This window comes from Vibrio sp. JCM 18905 (assembly GCF_055393305.1).
Map to the genome: position 1 here is coordinate 1,464,471 of NZ_AP043879.1, position 21,575 is coordinate 1,486,045.

Below are 21,575 nucleotides of genomic sequence, written 5' to 3' on the forward strand. Positions count from 1 at the left end.
TCTCGTTTTGCTTAGTTGTCGTCTCGATAAAAAATCGCATTTGTTGTTGTGTCGCAGATTTTTTATATAGAGCGCCCAACTAACACGAGTGAACGAAAATAATGAATAAAATGATCGATGCGTTAGCAACCAATGGCTACTACATCTGGGATGACTTTCTTTCTGAACAAGAGGTGGCTCAACTGCGAGATTGCATTCCAAGCAATTGGAAAAAAGCACGTATTGGTCGTAACGATGATGTTACTCGTATTGAATCTATTCGTAGTGACAAGATTCAATGGTTATCGCCAAATATGGGGCATGCTGTTACTTCTTACTTGGATAAAATGGAAGAGATCCGCCAAGAAGTGAACCGTCACTTGTTTCTTGGACTTTTTGAGTACGAAGCTCATTTTGCCAAGTACGAGAAAGGGGACTTCTACCAAAAACATTTAGATTGCTTCAAAGGTAACGAAAACCGTCGATTGACGACCGTTTTTTATATGAACGAATCCTGGACGGAAGAAGACGCGGGTGAATTAGTAGTATACGATTTGAATGACACTAAAATTGCAACCATTCCCCCACGCTCAGGGCGTTTGTTCGTATTCTTATCAGAGCAGTTCCCACATGAGGTGTTACCAACTAATGCCGAGCGTTTTAGTATCGCTGGTTGGTTCAGAATCAATGGTGTGCGAGATAATTTACTTGATATTGCTAGGTAGCTATTTATCTGCCTAGTTTTATCATCCTAAAAAAGGGGGCGTGTGTTCGCCCCTGTTTTGATTAAACGTCGGTTGAGAGTTCGTAACACTCTGTCATGTGTCGTTCTAATACCGCATAAACGTCAGAGCAAAGCTCCTCTTTGGCTATTTGCTCACCCATAATGTCGGCGATCTGTGTTTGAGTCATTAGTCCTCGATAGGGGCGATCTTGAGACAGGGCTTGGAAGACATCCGCGACAGCAATGATACGCGATGGAACATCGAGCTCGTCGCCTGTTTTGTGATAGGGATAGCCCGACCCGTCTAAACGTTCATGATGATTGGAAGCCCATTCCGCTATTTTCGCGTTAGGAAAGACCTTGTGCAATGCGAGCTGAGTATCAATGGTATGGCGTTTAATGCGTGTGTACTCTTGTTTGTTCAGAGAGCCTTCTTTGTGAAGGATTTCATCTGGTGTTTTTAACTTTCCAATATCATGCACCAGCCCTGCAATATATAACATTTCTTGGTCGTGCTCGTTTAGCCCAAGCTTAATTGCTAGATAACGAGATAATTCCGCTACTTTTTGTGAATGTTGATAAGTGAACGGGCTCTTTGCATCGACAATTTGAGCGATAAACATTCCCAAACTGTTCATATCTTGGATGGTTAATTGTTTTTGAAGCCAATCAATGCTTTTAAAATTTAGGCCTATAGTTTCAATATTTTCCGACTCCATCGCGAACCAAAACGCGTCGGTCATGACGAGTTTAACCATTGCTTCGGCCATGCTTGGATTAAACAAGGTTCCAACGTTTGCCATGATGCACTCAGCAATCAATTCTTCATGAAGCGTGACAATGTCACAGTGGCAGTTCATGACGTATTTTGAGCGCATAAAATCAAGGCGGTCCGATAAGTAGAGCAGGGCGGCCACCTCTTTTTCAAAAGGCGGTAAATCGAGCTCTTTTAGTTCGCTCCAATGTGTATGGTGGTAAAGAACTGGTGTCGCAAATTGGCGCAACAAACGACACTGCTCGAGGCTTCGGTACCCTCTTAAGCAGTGTGTTTTCACGTCTTGTGGCACGAGCTCTTCAAGTAACATTTTATGTTCTTGTGTTTCGGAGACTCCACAGTCGTGGATCATACCTGCGAAGTAACAAAACTCCGCTTTTTCTGGCTCCCAACCCATGACGCGAGCACATTGGTAAGCGATATAAGCGACACGATGGCTGTGGTGAGTATCGTCAACACCGACATAATCGAGTGCTCGAGCAACCCAGATAAGTGCTTGTTTTAGATCGACTTCAAAGCCCGTGTCCGTATGGGAATGGCAAGAATGATTCATGGTTTATACCGACATTGCTAATTAGCCCACGCGAAACCCAAATCAGAAGGTGATAGGAAAATTGGGTACGACAGCGAATAGACCCCAAAAAGGTGGGCGTTTAGACGTAGTTTTAATTATGGGGCGGATAATAATCCTAGTTGCATAACAATATCACCTGAAGCTCATGATTAAGAGTCAGTTATTTGAACTAAGTATTAGTTTTGAAAGATTATTGTTGCTTTTATTGACTTATTTGAAAACGACAATAAATCATGATGTAACGCATTCTTATTTGTATTTTTATAAGTGATGTTCGGATTAGATTACTGATATTCCGTACCGTTATGTGATTAAGCAGAATTCATATTTTTGAGTTTGTATGAATGATAAGGCACCTTCAATAACCACTTTATGATCGGCAAAGCCGAAGAGGGGTGAGTTATTAAGGTAACGCTAATGGAAAGTCATAAAAAATAATTTTCTCTACAGCTCACATGGTGTGGGGAGATCAAGATAACGGTATTGCTCCCTCAGCAGCATTTATGTGTTGATGGAATGACTTAATTAAAAATGTGTGATTGCAAAGTAAGCATAGGTGATAAAAGTAGCTAGAATGATAGCTCTAAATGAAAAGGATTTCGTATGTTGAAGCATCGCTTATATCGGACTTACACCGCAGGGCTAAAAATAGCAGCTCTTATCCTTCCTATGCCGAGACCAACCTTGTTTTCCGGCCCTGGTTCGATGAATGAGCTATTAGAATCGATGACCGAACTGGGATTTAAACGCGTCTTATTAGTTACCGATGAAGGGTTAGTCCAAGTCGGTATTGTCGATAAGGTGCTCAAGGCGGCAGCACAACTCGATTTACAGTTAGATATTTTCTCGAAAGTGCAGCCCGATCCTACCTATGATCAGGTAGAAAGCGGTCTAGAGGCTTACCATCGTTTTCATTGTGAGGGCATATTAGCTTTGGGAGGTGGCTCGGCAATGGACTGCGCAAAGGTCATTGCTGCGAAAGTTACCAATAAACGGCCAATAAAAAAGTTAGCTGGACTATTGAAAGTATGGCGAATGCCAGCGCCTCTGTTTGCTATTCCAACGACCGCAGGAACAGGAAGTGAGGTCACCATCGCCGCGGTCGTATCAGATCCCTCCTCACACATTAAAACCCCTTTGATGGATCCAAAGTTGGTGCCACTAATGGCAGCTTTAGATGCGAATTTAATGATTGGTTTGCCTCCTAAGATCACGGCTGATACTGGCGTTGATGCATTAACTCACGCTATTGAGGCGTATGTGTCGAGAAATGCTACTCAAGAAACTAGGGCTTACTCTGTTGCCGCCATTAAGTTAATTTTTAAGTATCTTCCTCGGGTCGTAGCACAAGGGGATGATGTTGAAGCTCGACATAAAATGGCCATGGCATCCTACTACGCAGGTTTAGCATTTACGAAAGCGAGTTTGGGTTATGTTCATGCGTTTGCTCACACATTCGGTGCGAAATATGGAATACCTCATGGCATGGCAAACGGATTAGCCTTGTTACCTGTGCTGCGCTTTTCATTATCAGAGATAGAGCCTCAACTAAGAAAACTCGATGCGTTGACGGCCGAAGGGCAGTCAGGTGAGGCGAGTGCTCAACACTTTTTGACGCACGTGGAGTCTTTGTTTGCAAGCATTGATATTAAGCAGAAAAGTGCACTCATTAAGCGCGAAGATGCTGATGCGCTTGTAGATTTAATTCTGAAAGAGGCGCACTGGAATTACCCTGTCCCTAAGTTCATGAGCAGGGAAGAATGTACTCAGCTATTGTTGGATATTAGTACTGTGTAAATTTAAATTTACACTTGTGGCTTTTTATCCTTACACTTTGCTTGATCTTCTGCTGAAGATCCTACAATATCGACAGCATTACAAATATGGTGTTGGTTTCGGTACGCCGTTGCCCGATCTAATACCGATAATTCCTAATAAAGTGTAAAGATAAATATACAATGAGTCGTTCTAAAGTATTCGGTAGTACTCTAATTATCGCGGGAACTACAATAGGTGCTGGCATGCTAGCCCTTCCACTTGCCTCTGCCGGCATTGGTTTTTCAACTTCAATCATCATCATGCTCAGTTTATGGGCTCTGATGGCTTTCACTGCCTTACTCATGCTTGAGCTTCATCAGCATGCAGAAAGTAGTGCAACTCTTCATACTTTAGCGAAACAGATCCTGGGCCAAAAAGGCAAGTGGGTGGCAAGTTTTGCGATGTTGTTTCTGTTCTACTCATTGTGTGCAGCGTACATCGCTGGCGGTGGTGCTCAGTTCGGAGACCGCCTTGCACAATGGTTTGACCTTGATATTTCAGGGCCTACATCAACGATAATCTTTACCTTGATTGTGACTTTAGTTGTGACAGTTGGTACAGGTACGGTCGATAAAGTTAACCGCGTGTTGTTCGCGATGAAACTTGTTGCGATGGTTGCTGTGCTTTCTTTTCTTGCTCCAAACGTTACAGAATCTTACTTATTGAGTATGCCGATTGAGCAAGGTCTTATTGTAGCGGCGATTCCTGTTATCTTTACTTCGTTTGGTTTTCACGGAAGCATTCCGGCAATTGTGAATTACTTAGATGGCGATACTTCTTCTTTGCGCAAAGCCGTTATTATTGGCTCGACGATTCCGCTCGTGATTTACATCTTTTGGCAGATCGTGACATTGGGTGTGGTTAGCCAAAGTACGCTTATTGAAAACGGCGGGTTGAGCGCGCTTATTGGTCAACTATCGCAGACGGTGCACCAATCAAACTTAGGCAACATTGTCGGTGTATTTGCTGATTTGGCACTGTTAACGTCATTTCTTGGTGTGAGTTTGGGTCTATTCGAATTTTTGGGTGATACCATCAAAGGGAGCAACGATAAGCCTAATCGCTTGGTTGCGGCACTCGTGACGTTTACCCCACCGCTGGGCTTCGCACTTTTTTACCCTCAAGGCTTTATTATGGCTTTGGGTTATGCAGCGATTGCATTAGCGATTTTAGCCATCTTTTTGCCTCTGGTTATGGTGATCAAGGTTCGTAAATCGGATGATTTTACGGGGGAGTACCGAGTTGCTGGTGGCCAAGGAGCATTAGTGATAACGGGTATCGCTGGCACAGGTATCGTATTAGCTCAGGTGTTAATTACGTTGGGTGTGCTTCCTGCTCTGGGCTAGTTGTTTAGAACGTTCTCTGAATAACCTCTAGTTACTGAATCCATCGTAATCAATCAGTATTGTTAAGCCAACGAGTTTCGCTCGTTGGCTTTTTTAATCTGGATCAAATTACCGTAAGATATTCGGTGAAAGAATTGGTAGAAATGTGCTTTTATTTCGTACACTTAAGTTGTGGTATATCGATAATTTAAGTGGAGAAAACCGCTCAAAATACCATTGAATTTACAACACAATGAGCTTCTCTTGTTTCTCTGCTTGGGTGTGGAGGTGAAGTATGGCGCACCGGAGTTTTTACCCGTTTGCAAAACCGCTTAATGAGCAACTGCAAACGCTAAAGGGCAGGATGCAGGCGCACTTGCCGTGTATTGATAGGGTGTCATTTGCTAAATATCACCCAGACCAAGATGTGCTCAAATCATTTGCAGAAAGTGAGTTCGACACTTGGTGTTTAGCCCACCATGAGTCAGCATTCCGTAAACTCCACCACCTCAATATTGCCTCCAAAAACGCGATTCCTCGCATCGTCGAAGACCTTCACGATATTAATCATTGTCCTCGGGTTCAAACCTTACTCAAACAGGGATACCAGTCGTCGGTTGCGATTCCTTGTTACGACAATAAAGCATTTACAGGCTTTGTGTTTTTAAATTCCACTCAGCCCAATGCGTTTAGCTTAGAAGCGTTGAATAGTCTCAAACCTTATTTCGAAATGATTCAATTTGCGGTTGAATCAGAAGACCACGTCGTTAGCGCGATAGAAACGTTGGCGAACCGAATGCAATGTATGATGCCAGGCTACTCCCCTGAGTTTTACGCGCATACCAAACGAATGAAGTACTACAGCCAAGTCATCGCAACGCAGTTAGCGGATCGTTATCACCTGAATGATGAAATGGTCGAAGATATTGGTATTTTTGCTCAATTCCATGCGCTCAGTGATATTCAGTTGCCAGTTGAAATTGCTAGTCGCCGAACAAATTATACTCAAGAACAAGAGGCGATATTGATTCAACATATTGAGCGTTGCATCGACTCGGCCGATGACATAGTAGCTCGTATCGGAAATCCGGTTCACCCGAGTGTGACTTTGTTTTTGCAGATGGTTACGTATCAATACGAAAACTTAAATGGTACTGGTTATCCGTATGGTTTAACCAGTGGCGATATACCAATAGCCGCGCAAATTACTGCTGTCGCGAATGCCTTTGATTTTATGACGACGCACCATCCGTACAGGCAAGCGTGGTCCATCCCATACGCATTGTTAGAACTTGAAAAATGGGTATATCAGGGATGGTTATCTCGAGAATGTGTTAATGCTCTGCGAGAGCATCAAGGTTATATAAAGCAAATCATCCACAAATATCCGGAGCACTATACAGGCTTGGGGTTAATGTGAAGAGCAGTAACGAAGTTGAAATGTTGACGAGGAGGAATATTTAAACAATACTGTTTTTATATACAGTAATAAGTTTGGAGGTGAAGTATGTTGTGGGAAACCCTTGAAAGAGTAAACCGCTTACGCCAACAAGCACTTGCAAATCCTGAGTTTGTTGAGTCAGCAAAAGAGCACGAACAAGCACTTCAGGAGCAAGAATACCATTATCAAACGAAGAAAAAGCGTTCAGCCAAAGACAAACAAGGTAAAAAGTCGCTGGCCGATATCTATAAAGAAGTAGAGTTTGGCGCTGACGCTCGTCATTAATTTATTCACTGCGGCATTTCTCATTTCTTCATGCGCCGCAGTATTCATTTAAATTTATGCGAGGGCAGTGGTAGACCGCTGCTCTCGTTGACCTGCCGACAATCCACTAATGAAGTCATCCGCAACAAATAATCATTAACGCTTAGTAATTCTCTCAATGATCTTGCTGATGTAATGATAATGACAACGGTTTGCATTTGTATCTTTGTTGTTATATAAAACCTCCCTTATTAATCGTTCTGTTGAATAAGAACGGCAAACGTGATGAACGAATGAAAGCGATTGATTAGCTTTCATTTGTGAATGGCTATTAGGTGAAGTAGGGATGTTGGAAGCTAAAGCACTCCAGTTTGAGATTGAAGGCAAGTCATTGCTAAAAGCGTTTGATGTGACATTTGAACCTGGAAAAACATACGCTCTTGTTGGGCACAATGGTTCAGGAAAATCCACATTGTTAAAGTTGCTGGCACAGCAACAGCCATACACCGCTGGTGACGTGGTTCTGCATGGAACGAGCATTAACGAGCTCTCAGCGAAAAAATTCGCCCAACACATTGCCTACTTGCCTCAGCATCTTCCGGTGACCGACAGTATTTTAGGTCGAGATTTAGTCGGTTTTGGTCGTTACCCATGGCATGGTTTACTTGGTCGTTTGAGCAAGAAAGATCATGACATTGTTGAAGAATCAATGGCGATGACAGGAACACTAAAATACGCAGATCGCTTAGTTGATACACTATCTGGAGGGGAGCGCCAACGAGTGTGGCTAGCCATGCTATTAGCGCAAAAAACCGAGTATTTGCTTCTTGATGAGCCTTTGTCTGCGTTAGATATTAGCCATCAAGTCGATATGTTGAAGCTCATCTCTAAACTCAGTAAAGAGTTGGGTTTGGGCGTTATTATCGTATTGCACGACATCAACTTAGCGGCGCGCTTTTGCGATCATATCGTTGCATTACATCAAGGTGATTTGATTGCACAAGGCAATGTTGAACAGGTGTTTACTGAACCTAAGCTGAGGGACATATACGGGATAGAGATGAAGATCTCTGACCATCCTGCGGGTTATCCGGTGGCGATGCCAAGCTAGAGGTTGGAATAATGAGCAGTACAAACACTCGACTTAAACATTTCTCTTTCGCTCTCTCACTTAGTGCGCTTTTGGTCAGTTCCTTTCAAGCAGTAGCTGAGGCGTCACCTCGGGTGATGTCGGTTGATTGGACACAAACTGAAACGATGTTGGCGTTAGGGGTTGTGCCCGTAGGCGTCGCTCAAGGGCAAGATTACGATGCTTGGGTAAAATCGCCACCGTTACCACCTCAAACTAAGGATGTAGGGTTAAGAACTCAACCCAATATAGAGCGTATTTACGAGCTCAGACCTGACCGTATTTTTATTGCCCCGTACTTCTCCTCAATGAAGCATCGCTTAGTCGATATTGCCCCCGTTACCACGATTGACTTATATGAAAGCGGGATTACAGATTGGTCGGTACTTACTCGTTTCACTCGGAGGTTTGGTGAAGAGCTAGGAAGAGAAGCGGAAGCTGAGGCACTTATACAACAATATGAAGAACATTTCTCTTTATTAAAACAGCGCATAAACAAAGACCAGCCGCCGCTTTTAATGATTCAGTTTATGGATACGAAGCACGTTCGTGTTTTTGGTCAGAATAGTCTTTACTCTCAGGCTATCGAAAAGATTGGGCTGAGTAATGCGTGGAACGAAGAGACAAATAGCTGGGGCTTCAGCTTAGTCGGCATCGATAAGTTAGCAGGTATAAGAGCCCAAATTGTTATCGTTGAGCCATTGCCTCACGGTGGCGAAAAGCAGCTCTCTCAAGATCCGTTTTGGCAATACGTTGTTCAACAGTCTGGTGAGAAGGTCATGCAAGTCGCGCCTGTTTGGAGTTTTGGTTCTATGCCTTCAGCGCTTCGGTTCGCGGAGTTAGTTACGGCGAGTAAGGTCGAGGAGTTAGAACAATGAAAGCCATGCCTTTAAGCCTTGTGGTGTTACTTTCGGCATTTACCTTTTCTATTGGTGCTTTCCAATTGTATCAAGCAAGTTCATTCTCACTGGCTCTTAGCAGTTTATGGGAACCTAACTTTCAATCTATCGATTCTGTCTTACTTCACTTTAGCTGGTGGCCTCGAGTCTTCACCACGATTATTTCTGGTGCCGGATTAGCGGTTGCTGGGGTATTAATGCAACAAGTTCTGCGCAATCCTCTTGCTTCGCCCACGACATTAGGTGTGGCGAGCGGTTCAAGTTTTGCTTTGATGTTAGCTACGCTATTTGCACCTTGGATGTTGGATATTGCACCTAATTTGGTTGCTCTCATCGGCGGTGTGACATCAATGGGGTTGGTTATGCTGTTGTCATGGCGACGAGCGTTATCTCCAACGGTCGTCGTCGTTTCTGGGTTAGTGATAAACCTGTACTTTGCATCATTAAGTACGGTTATTCTGATGATGAATACCGAAAAGCTGAATGGATTAATGATATGGGGAGCGGGCTCGCTTGTTCAGAGCGGATGGGGTGATTTCTCGTATCTTGCACCTCGAATCGCACTTGCTACGGTTATCGCATTTGTGTTTGCAAAGCCGTTAAGTCTGTTAGAACTCTCCGAGCAAGGTGCCAAGAGTTTAGGTGTCTCGCTAGCCAAACTGCGCTTTGTCTGTCTTGGGCTTGCGGTGTTAATCACTTCTTGGGTCGTTTCTGCAGTAGGAATCATCGGTTTCATCGGATTAGCAGCGCCAGCGACTACTCGATTGATAGGTATCAATAAAATCCAGCATAAGCTTTGGGTATCAATGCTGATTGGTGCCATGTTATTGACTTTAACCGATTTGGTTATTCAGCAACTGCCGGGGCTAATGGCGAGTTTTATACCAACGGGAGCAGCAACGGCTGCATTGGGCGCTCCGCTACTGTTATGGTTGTTACCTCGCTTATCACAAAAGACGCAGGGCCATACTCAAACAGTGTTAACTCGACACCGTCAACATGTTTACAAGCTAAACCCTAAAGCGATCTCATTGGCGTTGATCGGCACGTTAATTTCCGTTGTTCTTTTTGCCACGGTTGCTGTGCAAAATGAAGGGTGGACAAACTTATTTTCTAGCCAAAATTGGATTTTTTTGGAATGGCGCGCACCTAGATTATTTGCAGCAGCAATTGCGGGGGCAATGTTGGCGATTGCTGGGACCATGATTCAACGCCTAAGTGGAAACCCAATGGCCAGTCCTGAAGTGATCGGTATCAGTTCAGGGACAGCGATGGGATTGATCATCGCGATGTTTACTGGGTTTGGTTCGTCAATTTTCACTCTTTCTCTAGGCGGGCTCGTAGGCGCATTAGCGACGGTATTGGTCATTGTGCTGCTAAACCGTAAATCAGGTTTTCAGCCGGAGCGCATTTTGTTGACTGGTATTGCTATTACCGCACTGATGAATGCAATACAGAGCTTTATTCTAGCCACTGGTGACCCAAGAAGTTATCAAGCATTGGCTTGGTTGTCTGGGTCTACCTACTATGTTTCGGTTGAAACGTTACTCCCATTGTCTTTATCTGCGCTTGTCTTTATAGGGTTGAGTTTTCTCTGCGTAAGATGGCTAGATATTCTTCCTGTTGGCGCCGCTTCCTCTAAAGCACTTGGGATTCGCGTTGATCGTTCGCGCGCGATACTGCTGCTTTTAGTTGCTTGTCTCACGGTCAGTGCGACATTGGTTGTTGGTCCTATTAGCTTTGTTGGGTTACTGGCTCCGCATTTAGCTCGCTTATTTGGCTTTAACAAAGCGTCACAACACATGTTATGCGCCGCGATATTGGGTTCCGGCGTGATGTTGTTGGCCGATTGGTTGGGACGACAAGTTCTTTACCCACAAGAAATACCAACAGGGCTGATGGCATCTCTCATTGGCGGTTTGTATCTGATGTGGGGATTACGTCGTTTGTAGATACGAGCTACGCCTCAACCAAGAAAGTAATTATACAAACAAGCACTCGCAGTGGCATTCGCAACCTATGCGAGTGCTTTATGCAAAACCTCTGGTTTGTCTTTTATGGAAACAACTGGTGATGCCGTAACTCGCTTTTCTTTCAGCGATCGCTGAAGTCATGAAGGGTTGGTTTGGCTGCCGACAAAAAAGGAGAATAATATGACTCGGCAGTTTATGCTGACACCAACGTCAATGGCGGTTGTATTAGCGTTATCAACGCCAAATGTCTTGGCTCAGGAAGATGAAAATATAGTTGTGATTGGACAGCAGCAAGACAGTGCAGTTGGTCCTGATTTTAGTTATCTTGGAGCGAAGAGTCGGGCAGCGACGAAAACTGATATTGCCATCAATGAAACCCCAAGAGCGGTATCTGTTGTTACGCGAGAACAAATGGATGATCGTGCCTCTATTAGCATTTCTGACGTGCTACAGTACACACCAAGTATTCAAACTAATTATTTCGGCGAAGATAACAAGCAAGATTGGTTTATTATTCGTGGTTTTAAACAGGCGAACAGCGGGCTGTATCAAGATGGTACCCGTTTATATTCTTCTGGTTTCTATAGTTGGCAAATAGATCCGTTTACGTTAGAAAGGGTTGAAGTGTTACGTGGTGCAGCGTCTGTTCTTTATGGGCAAAACCCTCCTGGTGGGGTTATCAATGTCGTCAGTAAGCGACCTCAATTTGATGGAGGCTCAGGGCTTGTATCTTTGGAGTACGGTTCTGAAGACCGTAAACAACTTTCTCTTGACGTAAACTCTGAGGTGAGTGAGCAGTTAGCTTTCCGCTTTCAAGGGTTAGCGAGAAAAAATGGGACGAGAATTAGTGGGGTAGAAGCAGAGCGCATTCTTCTCTCTCCATCAATGACGTACAAATTTAATGAGACGTCTGAAATTACCTTTCTAACGAGCTATCAAAAAGACGACTCAGATCCTTATCTGCAATTTTTGCCAGTTGAAGGAACGTTAACGCCAAACAAAAATGGAAAGATCAGTGATAGTTTAGCGATAGGTAATCCTAACTGGGAGACCTTTGAGCGTGAGCAGGTGTCTTTAGGCTATGAGTTTTCTCATGCGTTTAATGATACCACTTCGTTTGTTCAAGCAGCTCGTTACAGTGAAATGGATGTTAAGTTGAGACAAATGTATTCGTACGTTTACTCGGCTGATGTGCCTGGGTTGGGGTCGATTTTAGATCCATCAAATGAACGCAAGACCATACTTCGGGGCGCTTCAACAGAAGATGGATCATCCGATGCTTTTAATATTGATAATCGTTTGATGCACCAAGTAAATTGGGGAAGCGTTGAGCATAACTTGATGTTGGGTTTAGATTTTCAAATGATCAGTATCAATGGTAAGGACTTTGCTAATGATCCTATCGTTGCTGATGGTAATGCATTCTTAACCACACCAATGGGAGCTTTGCCTGACCCTAGGTTTAATGTATTCAATCCCACTTATTCGGATAATATAATGTTACTCGATCCGAATACGCTACAGCCATTGAGCGAAACCGATAAGCAAAGAACGAAAATCGAGAACCGACAGCTCGGTGTCTACTTTCAAGATCATATGCTGATTAACGATAAATGGGCAATGTTATTGGGTGCGCGTTACGATGATACAAGTAACGAAGTACATAATGTTACCACGGGTGCTCGCACGAAAGTCGATAATGGAGAGTGGACGTTTAGCGTGGGAACGGCTTATATTTCTGATTCTGGCTTCACACCATACTTTAGTTACTCTCAGTACTTTGATCCGATTATTCAAGAAGATAACAATGGTAAGCCAGCGAAGCCGGAAAGCGGTGATCAATTTGAAATCGGTATGAAGTACCAACCGGATTCATTCGATGGCTATTTCAATATCGCAACGTATCGGGCAACAAAAGAAAATTTGGCTCGTATCTACTTGAGTGAATTGACGCAAATAGGAAAAATAGAAAATAACGGCGTTGAGTTTGAAGCTGTAGCCAATGTGACACCTTCTTTAACATTAATCGGAAACATAGCCTATGTTGATGCAGAGATAAAAGAAGACGTCAATAAGACATGGGTCGGCAAAACACCGTCTCAAGTCGCGAATACCGTATCATCAGCTTGGGCACATTATCGTTTCTTTGATGGACCTCTTGATGGCTTTTCGGTTGGCTTAGGTGCGCGCTATACAGGTGAGTCATACGGAGATAATGAAGAGAGACTAAAAGTACCAAGTTACTTTTTAATGGATGCGACGGTCAGCTATCGCATTGGAGATTACAAGCTACAAGTCGCAGCCAAAAATATCACTGATAAAGAGTACATAGCGACATGTGATGGTTTTTGTTGGTATGGCGATCGACAAAATATTATTGCCAGTTTAACTTACGATTGGTGATTTAACGGATAAATAAACACCCCTAGTGTAGGGGTGTTTATTTAGAAATCGGCTTTGCGGACAAAATGTGGGTTTTTGTACTTTTTCTGCGGACCAAACGATGATACTACGAGCTTGTTCCATAACGTTTTGTCAAACTCACCCTTTGGAATCGAAGGGTAGAGGGTTTCCTCTTCTTCTCTTGCAAAGTTCATGTACTGTTTCTTCTTAATTTGATTGTACTTTTTGGCGATCTGGTTATGTTTTCTTACCCACTCCAGTTTGTAATTGTGGAGCACTTTTTCACCTTCTTCCGCACTCATTCGAGATAGGAATAATCGCTTGTACGAGACCTTTCTGTCCAACATTGTGCGCATGACGGTTTGGATATATTTACCGTGGTGCGTGACAGTAATATCTTTTTCGTCAACAGGAGTGACGCACCAGCCTTTAGGTAAAAAGTCTGGCTTCTTAAATTGCTTATTACGCTCCATTAGCGCCTGATGTAAAACTAAATCAGAGGTGCCGCGGAACGTTTTTTGCCATTTACCGATACGAATTTGAATCGAACCAGGCAAGCGATAGATGTTAGTAAACTTATCTTTGTCCATGGACTTGTGTCATGAGATTAATATGCATTATTAGAAAGTGAAAAACAGTCTAGTGCAAAGGGCACCAGACTGAAGTACCGTACGATTTTACAACGACCTTGCGTGATATAGCGAGGGGTTATGTCAATAATAGGTAAGAAATAGAAAATTAGTTCACATTATGAAGAAATTGGAAGCTAATCAGGCTAACTTTTGAAGTTGGGCCGATTATGCCCATGCCTACCAAATAAAAAGAAGGCATGGGTATAAAAATCACACCGCTTCTTCGAGTTGCTTGGTTTCTTCTTCAATCTGCTGTAAATGTCGGTTTGCTTGCTGTAACTGATACATTTGGGCATAACGACCATTTTGTTTCAACAGTGCTTTGTGTGTGCCTTTCTCTACTAACTCCCCATGATGAAGAACAATTATTTGGTCCGCATCCAAAATAGTTGAAAGTCGATGAGCGATAACGACTAGTGTCATGTCTTGTCTGAGTACTGCCAAGCTCTTTTGTATTAAAGCTTCTGTTCCTGAGTCAATATTGGCCGTTGCTTCATCTAATATCAATATTTTAGGTTTTACCACAAGCACACGTGCTAACGCTAAGAGCTGTTTTTGTCCAGCAGATAGATTGGTTTCACCTTGACCTAACTGCGTGTCTAGCCCATTAGGATAACGGTGAATTTGCTCTGCCAAACCTACCTTGTCTAACGCATCCCATATTTGAGTATCGTCAACCGCTCGACTAAGAGAGATGTTTTCTCTGACTGAAGCAGGGAGAATGTACGGATCTTGCTGAACCATTGCCACATCTTTACGAAGGACGTCTTTCCCTAGTGTTTTAAGTGGACGACTATCGATGAGCAGTTCACCATATTGCGTTGGATAAAAGCCCATTAACAGTGACGCTAATGTGCTTTTACCGCTTCCTGTATGCCCGACAAGCGCGATAAAGTCTTGGTGGTTGGCCCTCAACGAAATGTCTTTTAGGACGTCCTGTTTACCATCGTAGCTAAATGTGAGGTCTTTAAGTTCGATAGCACCTGACCTTAATGGTTGATGATCGTTCCCGTAAGTTTGTTCTTTCGCATCAATCAATTCAAAAACACGTTCGCTTGATACTAACGCTTGCTGAAGTAGAGCAAGTTGCTGAGTCATCTCAATTAGTGGTTCAGTAACTCGCGCAAGATAACTGATAAATGCATACAGTACCCCCACACCAATCAACTCAATACCATTAAAACCAAAGATCGCAACCAAGCAAAGCAACGCAAGACCTGCGAGCAAATCCATTAATGGTCTTAGCAGATAGCCGTTTAGCCGAATCACTCGTTTAGATGCCACCAAGTGCTCTGCGGTTAGCTCGTTGAACTGTTTATTAAAACGCTGTTCTTGTTGCATTAATTGAATGACACTCATCCCTTGAATGGATTCACTCAGATTCGCATTTATATCAGTCAATAGGTCACGCATCTTTCGGTAGCTTTCTGTACTTAGCTGCTTAAACAAGTACATAAAGCCGATGACGATCGGTAGCAATACAAGCACAACAAGTGTGAGTTTCCAGCTCATGAAAAACATAACGCCAAGCATCACCACAATCATGACCACGTTTTTCACCACGGTCGCGATCAAGAGCTCATAAAATTGCTGTAGAGATTCCGTATCGTTGGTGATTCGCGATACCAACTTTCCAGCAGGAGTGTAATCAAACGCAGATAACGGCTGCTTAATCACACCAGAAAATACTTGCTTACGAATCGTTTTGATCGTGTTAGCCGCGACAATGCTAAATTGCAATGACTGAAAATACTGAAATGTTGCCGATACAATCTGAAGAGCGATATAACCTACTGCTAGCGAAATCAGAACATTCTGTGAATAGTCACCTTTAGCGATGTGCTCATCAATGAAATATTGAATCAACCAAGGGCCGCCAGCGCTGGCTAACGCTGCGATAAACAGCAAAGCAAGTCCTTTAATCATTGGCTTTGGTTGAGATAATGGGTAAGACATTAACCGTTTAAACGTACTGGTCTGGTTCATTCATTATTCCTCCATCGCCTGTTCTAGTTTTTGGTACTCGAACATTTCGGCGTACCATCCCTGATGCGCTAATAAAGCGCTATGTTGCCCACGTTCAGTAATGTGGCCGTGATTCAAGACAATGATCTCGTCTGCTGCTTCCAATGCGGTGAGGCGGTGTGCAATAACGATTAGGGCTTGATCACGGTAGTGTGTTTCCAAATTCTTAAGGATTTGATGCTCGGTTCGGCCATCAACAGCCGAAAGCGCATCATCCAATACCAAGACTTGTGCATTTAGTAACATAGCGCGTGCTATCGCAATACGTTGTTTTTGCCCGCCGGAGAGTGTAATGCCTTTTTCACCGACTTCTGTTTGATAGCCTTCAGGAAACTTCTCTATATCATCATGAATACAGGCTAACTTTGCTGCTCTATAGACTTCTTCCTTTCCCGCGTTAGGGTTGCCTAAGGCAATATTGTCAAAGATAGATTTTGAAAATAGAAACGGGCTTTGATTCACCACGGCAAAGCGGTTGCGCCATTGAGGAAGTAGGGCATCTTTAATCTCAACATCCCCGAATGTAATTGAACCGTTTGTTAGGTCGTGCTGACGCAAAAGCAACGTTAGCAGGGTTGATTTTCCGCTTCCGACAGGGCCAGCTACTCCCAACATTTTACCGGGTTCAAGTTCGATTTTTATTTCGGCCAGAGCTGGTGGTAAATCACTGGACCAGTGGAAAGCATCGATATCAATTTTTAATGGCAGTGGTTTATCTTCTAATGGTTTATTTCCACTGACAATCTCTGGTGTTTCATCAAAGATCTCTTGTAGGCGATTCCATGCTGCGGAGCCTCGCTCTAAAATATTAAATAAGAAAGCGAAGGCCAGCATAGGCCATATCATTAACCCTAAATACATCGTAAAGGCTGTTAGATCACCAAGCGTGATCTCTCCCTTATCGACAAGGTAAGCACCAGCAGCGACACTGAGAAGGAAAGAGAGGCCGATGGTGAGTTGGATAGCTGGATCAAATCTCGCGTCGACTCTAGCGACGGCGATATTTTTCTGACCGGTATCATCGACTACATCTTCAAAGCGCTGTTGTTCTTGATTCTCTAACCCAAAAGCTCGCAACATTCGCACGCCGTTAAGTGACTCTTGCGTCATGTCTGACATGGTAGAAAAGGCTTCCTGAGCAATGCGGAAACGTTGATGCAGTATACGGACGATAAAAAAGATGATGATTGCAAGAAACGGCATTGGAAGAAGTGCCATAACGGTGAGCTTCCAGCTAACTTGCGTTACCATGATGATTAAAACTGCAATACCCGTGATCAAGGAATCGGCTGCCGTTAAAACCCCTTCGCCGGCTGTCATTACGATGTTACGTACATCATTAGTACCACGCGCCATCAGATCACCGGTCTTATAACGTTCGAAAAATCGGGGTGGTTGTGTCGATAAGTGCCTATAGAGACGATTACGTAGAATGGTTCCGAGTTCCCAGCTTGCGCCGAAAAGCCAAATTCGCCATAAGATACGGCATCCATAAATGGCAAAGATCAGTGCAGTGAGTCCCAAGAGCCACAGAATCAGCGTATTTGTATCTAACGTGTTATCTACGACCCCATCAACGATGATACCGACCGCTTTAGGAGGAACAAGTTGTAGAGTCGATATCACAGCGAAAAGCAAAATCGATCCGACATAATGCTTCCACTTTTGTTGGAAATACCAACGTAACTGCCAGAATATTCTCATCACGCCTCCCGCTTTAAATTATTGAATTTGTTATAGAACTATTATTGAGCGAAATGATGAGTTTACAAGCACAAATTATTGGCGGTCGGAAAAACGATAGATTGTTTCGATTACGGGCGCGTGCGGTCGCTAATTACTTGTTTTCTCGCTGCAAGCTAACTATGAAACAACATTATGTGAAATAGTTGTTAATAATGGGTTTTGGGGCCAGTATTCTGCTAAAAGCGATGAAAGCGCCAAAAGTGCAACTGTTACTTTCACTCACTAGGGGAACTAGCAGTCGTCAGTTTGTATTTTGTAGCTGACTTGGCCACCTGGAGTTTCTGGGTAGTAAACTTCGACATAACACATATGGTCTGGACCAACAGGTTTGTTTGCAAAGCCGATAAGGAAATAGGGTTCGTCCGGGCTGTCTACCCCGTACCAAGTATTGATAGTGAGTTGAGGGTCGAAACCTGCCAGCTCTTTTGCGGGAATGACATTCTTAATAAATCCAAAGTAACCAATTAGGTCGTTATTGCCGTCATTATCTAGATCAATGTTATATTGTTTGCCGCCATCTATCGTCTCTTGAGATTGAATAACGGCTTTAGTGTACACAAAGTTGTTTGCAGTCATGAGCGCTTCCCTCGCGCCATATAGTACTGCCACTCGGGCATCTTTTTGCAGACCAAGAAATTTAGGAAGGGCAATAACACTAACGACACCAAGGATAATGATGCACACAATGAGTTCAATGAGGGTAAATCCTTGAGAGCGATGCACTGCCTTTTCTCCATGAGTCATGAATAGTTTGGCGGCTATTTTGATATAAAAATGCGTAGGTCAAGTATTAAAAAAGGATGGGAAGGGGTGACCAAGCTTGCAGATCTTAAGTATAAAACAAGTTGCTTATTTTTGCATGCTGTTGGGAGGCGGCTATCGAATAAGAGAAGAGAGTTAAATTCGGGAGGATAAAATACCTCCCGAAATGAGCAATTAAGACTCGTTTGCGACGGCTTGACCGCTGCGCTTAAACACAAATCGCCAAATAAATAAGACAACGGCAATATAGGTTAGACCAACACCTAACGCTTGCCAGTGCATGCCGTTATACATTGCGATTGGCATAAGCGAGATGATGAAAATGTCCGTAATTGAGCCTGGAACATAAGCGATAGCATAGTCATCTAACACTTTACTGCGCATTTTGGGGTCGACAATGCGTAATAACGCGATACCCATAGCGACTGTACCTGTTAACCATCCCCAAGAGAAAATGCCTTTCTCAAACCAGTCATCTCCCATGATGCGAGGTGCAACCCAAAAGATAAGCCATAGCGTGAACGCGATACCACCAATTGCGAGCACTACCATTGGCATTAAATACTGTGCTAGAACCGTGATCTTAATCGCTGAGATACCAAAGATGATCAGGTAATCCGTACTAATACCCGCTGCGTGTTTGAATGCGCCGTCACATAGGTAATGAGATGCCTTGGTTTGCTTAGCGATGATTCGAACTAACATACCGCCCAGAAAGCCAGTAACGAAAGTCGGAATTTGTACCTTATCGTGGAAAGAAGATAAGTAGTTGGCTGCTACATAAGAGAAAGCGGTTACCACTACAACCAGCGCCGCGTGAATCGCGAAAGAATCGACTGACAATGATGACATCGTATCTTTCATCACAGGTTCTTGATCGTCAGGTTTCACTAAGCCTTTGCGCTCGTGTTCGTCCATGCTGTCGAATGTCGTAAAGCTACGAATCCAGCCCATTTTCAACGCAAACTGAAGCATTAACATGCCCACCGAGATTGAAATAAAGATCCCAACCGTGGCGAACGTTAAACCAAGTGTAAAACCATCTTCCCAGCCAAGGCCTGTGAAGATTTCACCGACTACAGATGCTGAACCATGACCGCCCATGAATCCAGCGGACATGGTTACGCCAAACCCAGGATTAATCTCAGGCCAAAAGAAGGTGGTAAGTACTAAACCAAACATTGCTGCAAACAGCCATTGCGACACGGATGCAATTTGGTTAAACGCCCACAATGAGCCTGCTCGTTGAGCAACCACTTTTGGTGACGGGACATCTGTTGCTAAACCCAACGCAGAAAAAAGTGCAGCAGTTAAGAGGCTTGCGTTTGCGGTAAAAGTATCTGTCCAAGGTAATACGTTAAGCAGAGCTGGGCCAAAAATAAGACCAAATAACCCAGCCAATACAGCTGATGGAATGTACATGCGTTGTAGTAAAGGCATATGTACACGAATTACTTTTGCTGCAATTAATAGTAAGCCAGCGATGGCTAAGTCAGTCAGCATTAGACCTTTTGGCATTTCTTGTCCTCCAGTAAATGCGTTCAAGGGGCTCATCCTTTTAACCAGCCTTGATGTAATAAATAACTTCCAGCACAAAACCACGAAAATAGTCACTCATGTGACATCGCGTCATGGTTGTTCTAGTCAGCACTCTATTGCGCTGTCGAATTTGTATTAACGGATCTGTTGATCCTTAAATCTATAAAGTGAGTGCAATTGTTGTGAGTGCTCACGAAGTGTTGAGAAATTTGAATAAATTCCTCGATCAAGTTTCTGATAGTTCACTCAGGAAGGGCGTGTATCCTAGTCAGTTTGTCAGCGCAATGCAATTGAGCGTCATCAATATTTAGTGCCTAAAAACTGGGCACTTGTAATTAAATATTTGATAAATAAAAATATTGAACAAGAAAAATAATTTGTCGATATGATAACTTTTTGTGATTTGAAGGGGGATTTTGCCACTTTAAGGAGGGATTTTTTGGAGGAATCGAGAAAGTAGTAATATCAGTAAGAGCTAAAGTAGAGTGATTCGCGCAAATATCATGCGTTATAGGGGGCCGGAATTTCGCCCCCAGAGCTACAAAGTGCTTGTTTAAATTCGGTTGTCACCAGTACTAAACGCGATAATTTGACTGATTTCGGTCAAGCTTCTTCCACTTTCTTGCTGCCACTGAATAAAGGCTTTATTAGCAGAGTCCAAGGACTTTTTCGTGTCTTTGCCGCCTTCAATGATCTTGCAGTTGCGTAAATAAGCTTCGACATCGCTAGACAGAATAAAAGTGTCCACGCCCATTTGGCGTAAAGTGTAAGGGCCTGTATTTCCACCCAAACGACTACCATGCTTCTTCAAGTAGCCCCATAGATCCGTGATCTTTTCCCGAGGCCATTCAGCAATCATGTTACTGAACGAGCCATATTCGATTCTTGCTTCATGGATCATGCGAGCGTTGGCCGGAATCGACATGACTTTAGTGAGGTGGCGAATGATGCGTTTGTCGGTCGCTTTGGTTTCCCATTGTTCGTCTGACAGCATCAACAACGGCTCAATCTTAAATCCGAAGAACACTTCTTCGAAGTTCGGCCACTTGTTGCGAACCACGCTCCACGAAACCCCACTTTGGAATACCTTCATCGAAAAAGCGGCCAGCCAACGGTCATCGGGAATCGCTGCTAATTCCTCTTTACTTAATGGGTGAGACAATAGCGCTTCAAGCTGATCTTCTCCGCCTTTTCGCTTAGCAGCACGTTGATAAATCGCGTCAAATTTTTCGATACTCATAAAAGAAGTTAGTCCTAGTTTATGTCGATATTTGCGAAACATACTACGCTTAAGTGGCTGAATCGTAAATTGATGGAGTGTCACAAATGAAGAAGGTCACATTAACGTTTGTCGGGGAAGGTTCGGAGCGTATCGCGGATAAATTTTATACTTGGCTGGCTGATGGCGGACTAGAAGACAGCTTAATTGAAACTCTATCGGACAGAGAAGTGTCGGTGGTCGGTATTAGCGATATGGATAACGAAACGCGCGATGTAGTGATTACGACAGAAATGAATTAGCGCGTTGTACACGATAAAAACCAAAAGAATGCGATACAACAAAGCC

At 43.5% G+C, this 21,575-nt stretch carries 17 protein-coding genes; 10 read left to right on the top strand and 7 right to left on the bottom strand.

Annotated features, from left to right (window positions below):
- The first annotated feature begins 101 nt into the window (after positions 1 to 101).
- Positions 102 to 704, top strand: coding sequence for a 2OG-Fe(II) oxygenase (locus ACZ5ZC_RS14945; protein WP_046875222.1), 603 nt, complete (start codon positions 102 to 104; stop codon positions 702 to 704).
- A 61-nt stretch (positions 705 to 765) separates the two neighbouring features.
- Here ACZ5ZC_RS14945 and ACZ5ZC_RS14950 read toward each other — a convergent pair whose 3' ends face one another.
- Positions 766 to 2,031 (bottom strand): HD domain-containing phosphohydrolase, encoded by a 1,266-nt coding sequence (locus ACZ5ZC_RS14950; protein ID WP_464932052.1) that lies wholly within the window; start codon positions 2,029 to 2,031, stop codon positions 766 to 768.
- A gap of 624 nt (positions 2,032 to 2,655) precedes the next feature.
- Here ACZ5ZC_RS14950 and ACZ5ZC_RS14955 point away from each other — a divergent pair.
- The 8 genes from ACZ5ZC_RS14955 (at position 2,656) to ACZ5ZC_RS14990 (ending at position 13,304) form a co-directional block, all read left to right on the top strand.
- The gene (locus ACZ5ZC_RS14955) at positions 2,656 to 3,849 is read left to right on the top strand and encodes an iron-containing alcohol dehydrogenase (protein ID WP_464932053.1); all 1,194 of its coding nucleotides are present in this window, start codon (positions 2,656 to 2,658) and stop codon (positions 3,847 to 3,849) included.
- A gap of 161 nt (positions 3,850 to 4,010) precedes the next feature.
- The gene (locus ACZ5ZC_RS14960) at positions 4,011 to 5,216 is read left to right on the top strand and encodes an aromatic amino acid transport family protein (RefSeq protein WP_074191420.1); all 1,206 of its coding nucleotides are present in this window, start codon (positions 4,011 to 4,013) and stop codon (positions 5,214 to 5,216) included.
- Between the two features lie 274 nt (positions 5,217 to 5,490).
- On the top strand, positions 5,491 to 6,615 hold the full coding sequence (locus ACZ5ZC_RS14965; RefSeq protein ID WP_048626351.1) for an HD-GYP domain-containing protein: 1,125 nt from the start codon (positions 5,491 to 5,493) through the stop codon (positions 6,613 to 6,615).
- Between the two features lie 87 nt (positions 6,616 to 6,702).
- On the top strand, positions 6,703 to 6,921 hold the full coding sequence (locus ACZ5ZC_RS14970; RefSeq protein ID WP_005377723.1) for a hypothetical protein: 219 nt from the start codon (positions 6,703 to 6,705) through the stop codon (positions 6,919 to 6,921).
- 325 nt (positions 6,922 to 7,246) lie between these two features.
- Positions 7,247 to 8,011 (top strand): ABC transporter ATP-binding protein, encoded by a 765-nt coding sequence (locus tag ACZ5ZC_RS14975; RefSeq protein WP_464932054.1) that lies wholly within the window; start codon positions 7,247 to 7,249, stop codon positions 8,009 to 8,011.
- Positions 8,012 to 8,022: 11 nt separating this feature from the next.
- Complete coding sequence (locus ACZ5ZC_RS14980; RefSeq protein ID WP_374071781.1) at positions 8,023 to 8,907, top strand: ABC transporter substrate-binding protein; 885 nt, start codon at positions 8,023 to 8,025, stop codon at positions 8,905 to 8,907.
- Positions 8,904 to 10,880 (top strand): Fe(3+)-hydroxamate ABC transporter permease FhuB, encoded by a 1,977-nt coding sequence (gene fhuB, locus ACZ5ZC_RS14985; protein WP_464932055.1) that lies wholly within the window; start codon positions 8,904 to 8,906, stop codon positions 10,878 to 10,880. The genes ACZ5ZC_RS14980 and fhuB overlap by 4 nt, the downstream gene beginning before the upstream one ends.
- A 201-nt stretch (positions 10,881 to 11,081) precedes the next feature.
- Entirely contained in the window at positions 11,082 to 13,304 is a 2,223-nt protein-coding gene (locus ACZ5ZC_RS14990; protein ID WP_464932056.1) for a TonB-dependent siderophore receptor, read from the top strand.
- 41 nt (positions 13,305 to 13,345) lie between these two features.
- Here the strand turns inward: ACZ5ZC_RS14990 and ACZ5ZC_RS14995 are convergent, their stop codons facing one another.
- The 6 genes from ACZ5ZC_RS14995 to ACZ5ZC_RS15020 all read right to left on the bottom strand — a co-directional run bounded on the left by ACZ5ZC_RS14995 (position 13,346) and on the right by ACZ5ZC_RS15020 (position 21,248).
- On the bottom strand, positions 13,346 to 13,894 hold the full coding sequence (locus ACZ5ZC_RS14995) for an MSHA operon transcriptional regulator (protein ID WP_054867095.1): 549 nt from the start codon (positions 13,892 to 13,894) through the stop codon (positions 13,346 to 13,348).
- A 252-nt stretch (positions 13,895 to 14,146) separates the two neighbouring features.
- Complete coding sequence (locus ACZ5ZC_RS15000) at positions 14,147 to 15,922, bottom strand: ABC transporter transmembrane domain-containing protein (protein ID WP_464932057.1); 1,776 nt, start codon at positions 15,920 to 15,922, stop codon at positions 14,147 to 14,149.
- Between the two features lie 3 nt (positions 15,923 to 15,925).
- Positions 15,926 to 17,665, bottom strand: coding sequence for an ABC transporter transmembrane domain-containing protein (locus ACZ5ZC_RS15005; protein ID WP_258623564.1), 1,740 nt, complete (start codon positions 17,663 to 17,665; stop codon positions 15,926 to 15,928).
- Positions 17,666 to 17,938: 273 nt separating this feature from the next.
- Positions 17,939 to 18,451 carry a prepilin-type N-terminal cleavage/methylation domain-containing protein gene (locus ACZ5ZC_RS15010; protein WP_054867094.1) on the bottom strand — a complete coding sequence of 171 codons (513 nt, stop codon included), beginning with the start codon at positions 18,449 to 18,451 and terminating at the stop codon, positions 17,939 to 17,941.
- A 192-nt stretch (positions 18,452 to 18,643) separates the two neighbouring features.
- A complete protein-coding gene (locus tag ACZ5ZC_RS15015) occupies positions 18,644 to 19,987 on the bottom strand; it encodes a sodium/glutamate symporter (protein ID WP_047008748.1) in 1,344 nt (447 codons plus the stop codon).
- A 574-nt stretch (positions 19,988 to 20,561) separates the two neighbouring features.
- Positions 20,562 to 21,248 (bottom strand): DNA-3-methyladenine glycosylase I, encoded by a 687-nt coding sequence (locus ACZ5ZC_RS15020; protein WP_054867108.1) that lies wholly within the window; start codon positions 21,246 to 21,248, stop codon positions 20,562 to 20,564.
- Positions 21,249 to 21,334: 86 nt separating this feature from the next.
- Here ACZ5ZC_RS15020 and ACZ5ZC_RS15025 point away from each other — a divergent pair, with 86 nt between their 5' ends.
- On the top strand, positions 21,335 to 21,529 hold the full coding sequence (locus tag ACZ5ZC_RS15025; RefSeq protein ID WP_005394200.1) for a hypothetical protein: 195 nt from the start codon (positions 21,335 to 21,337) through the stop codon (positions 21,527 to 21,529).
- The last annotated feature ends 46 nt before the right edge of the window (positions 21,530 to 21,575 follow it).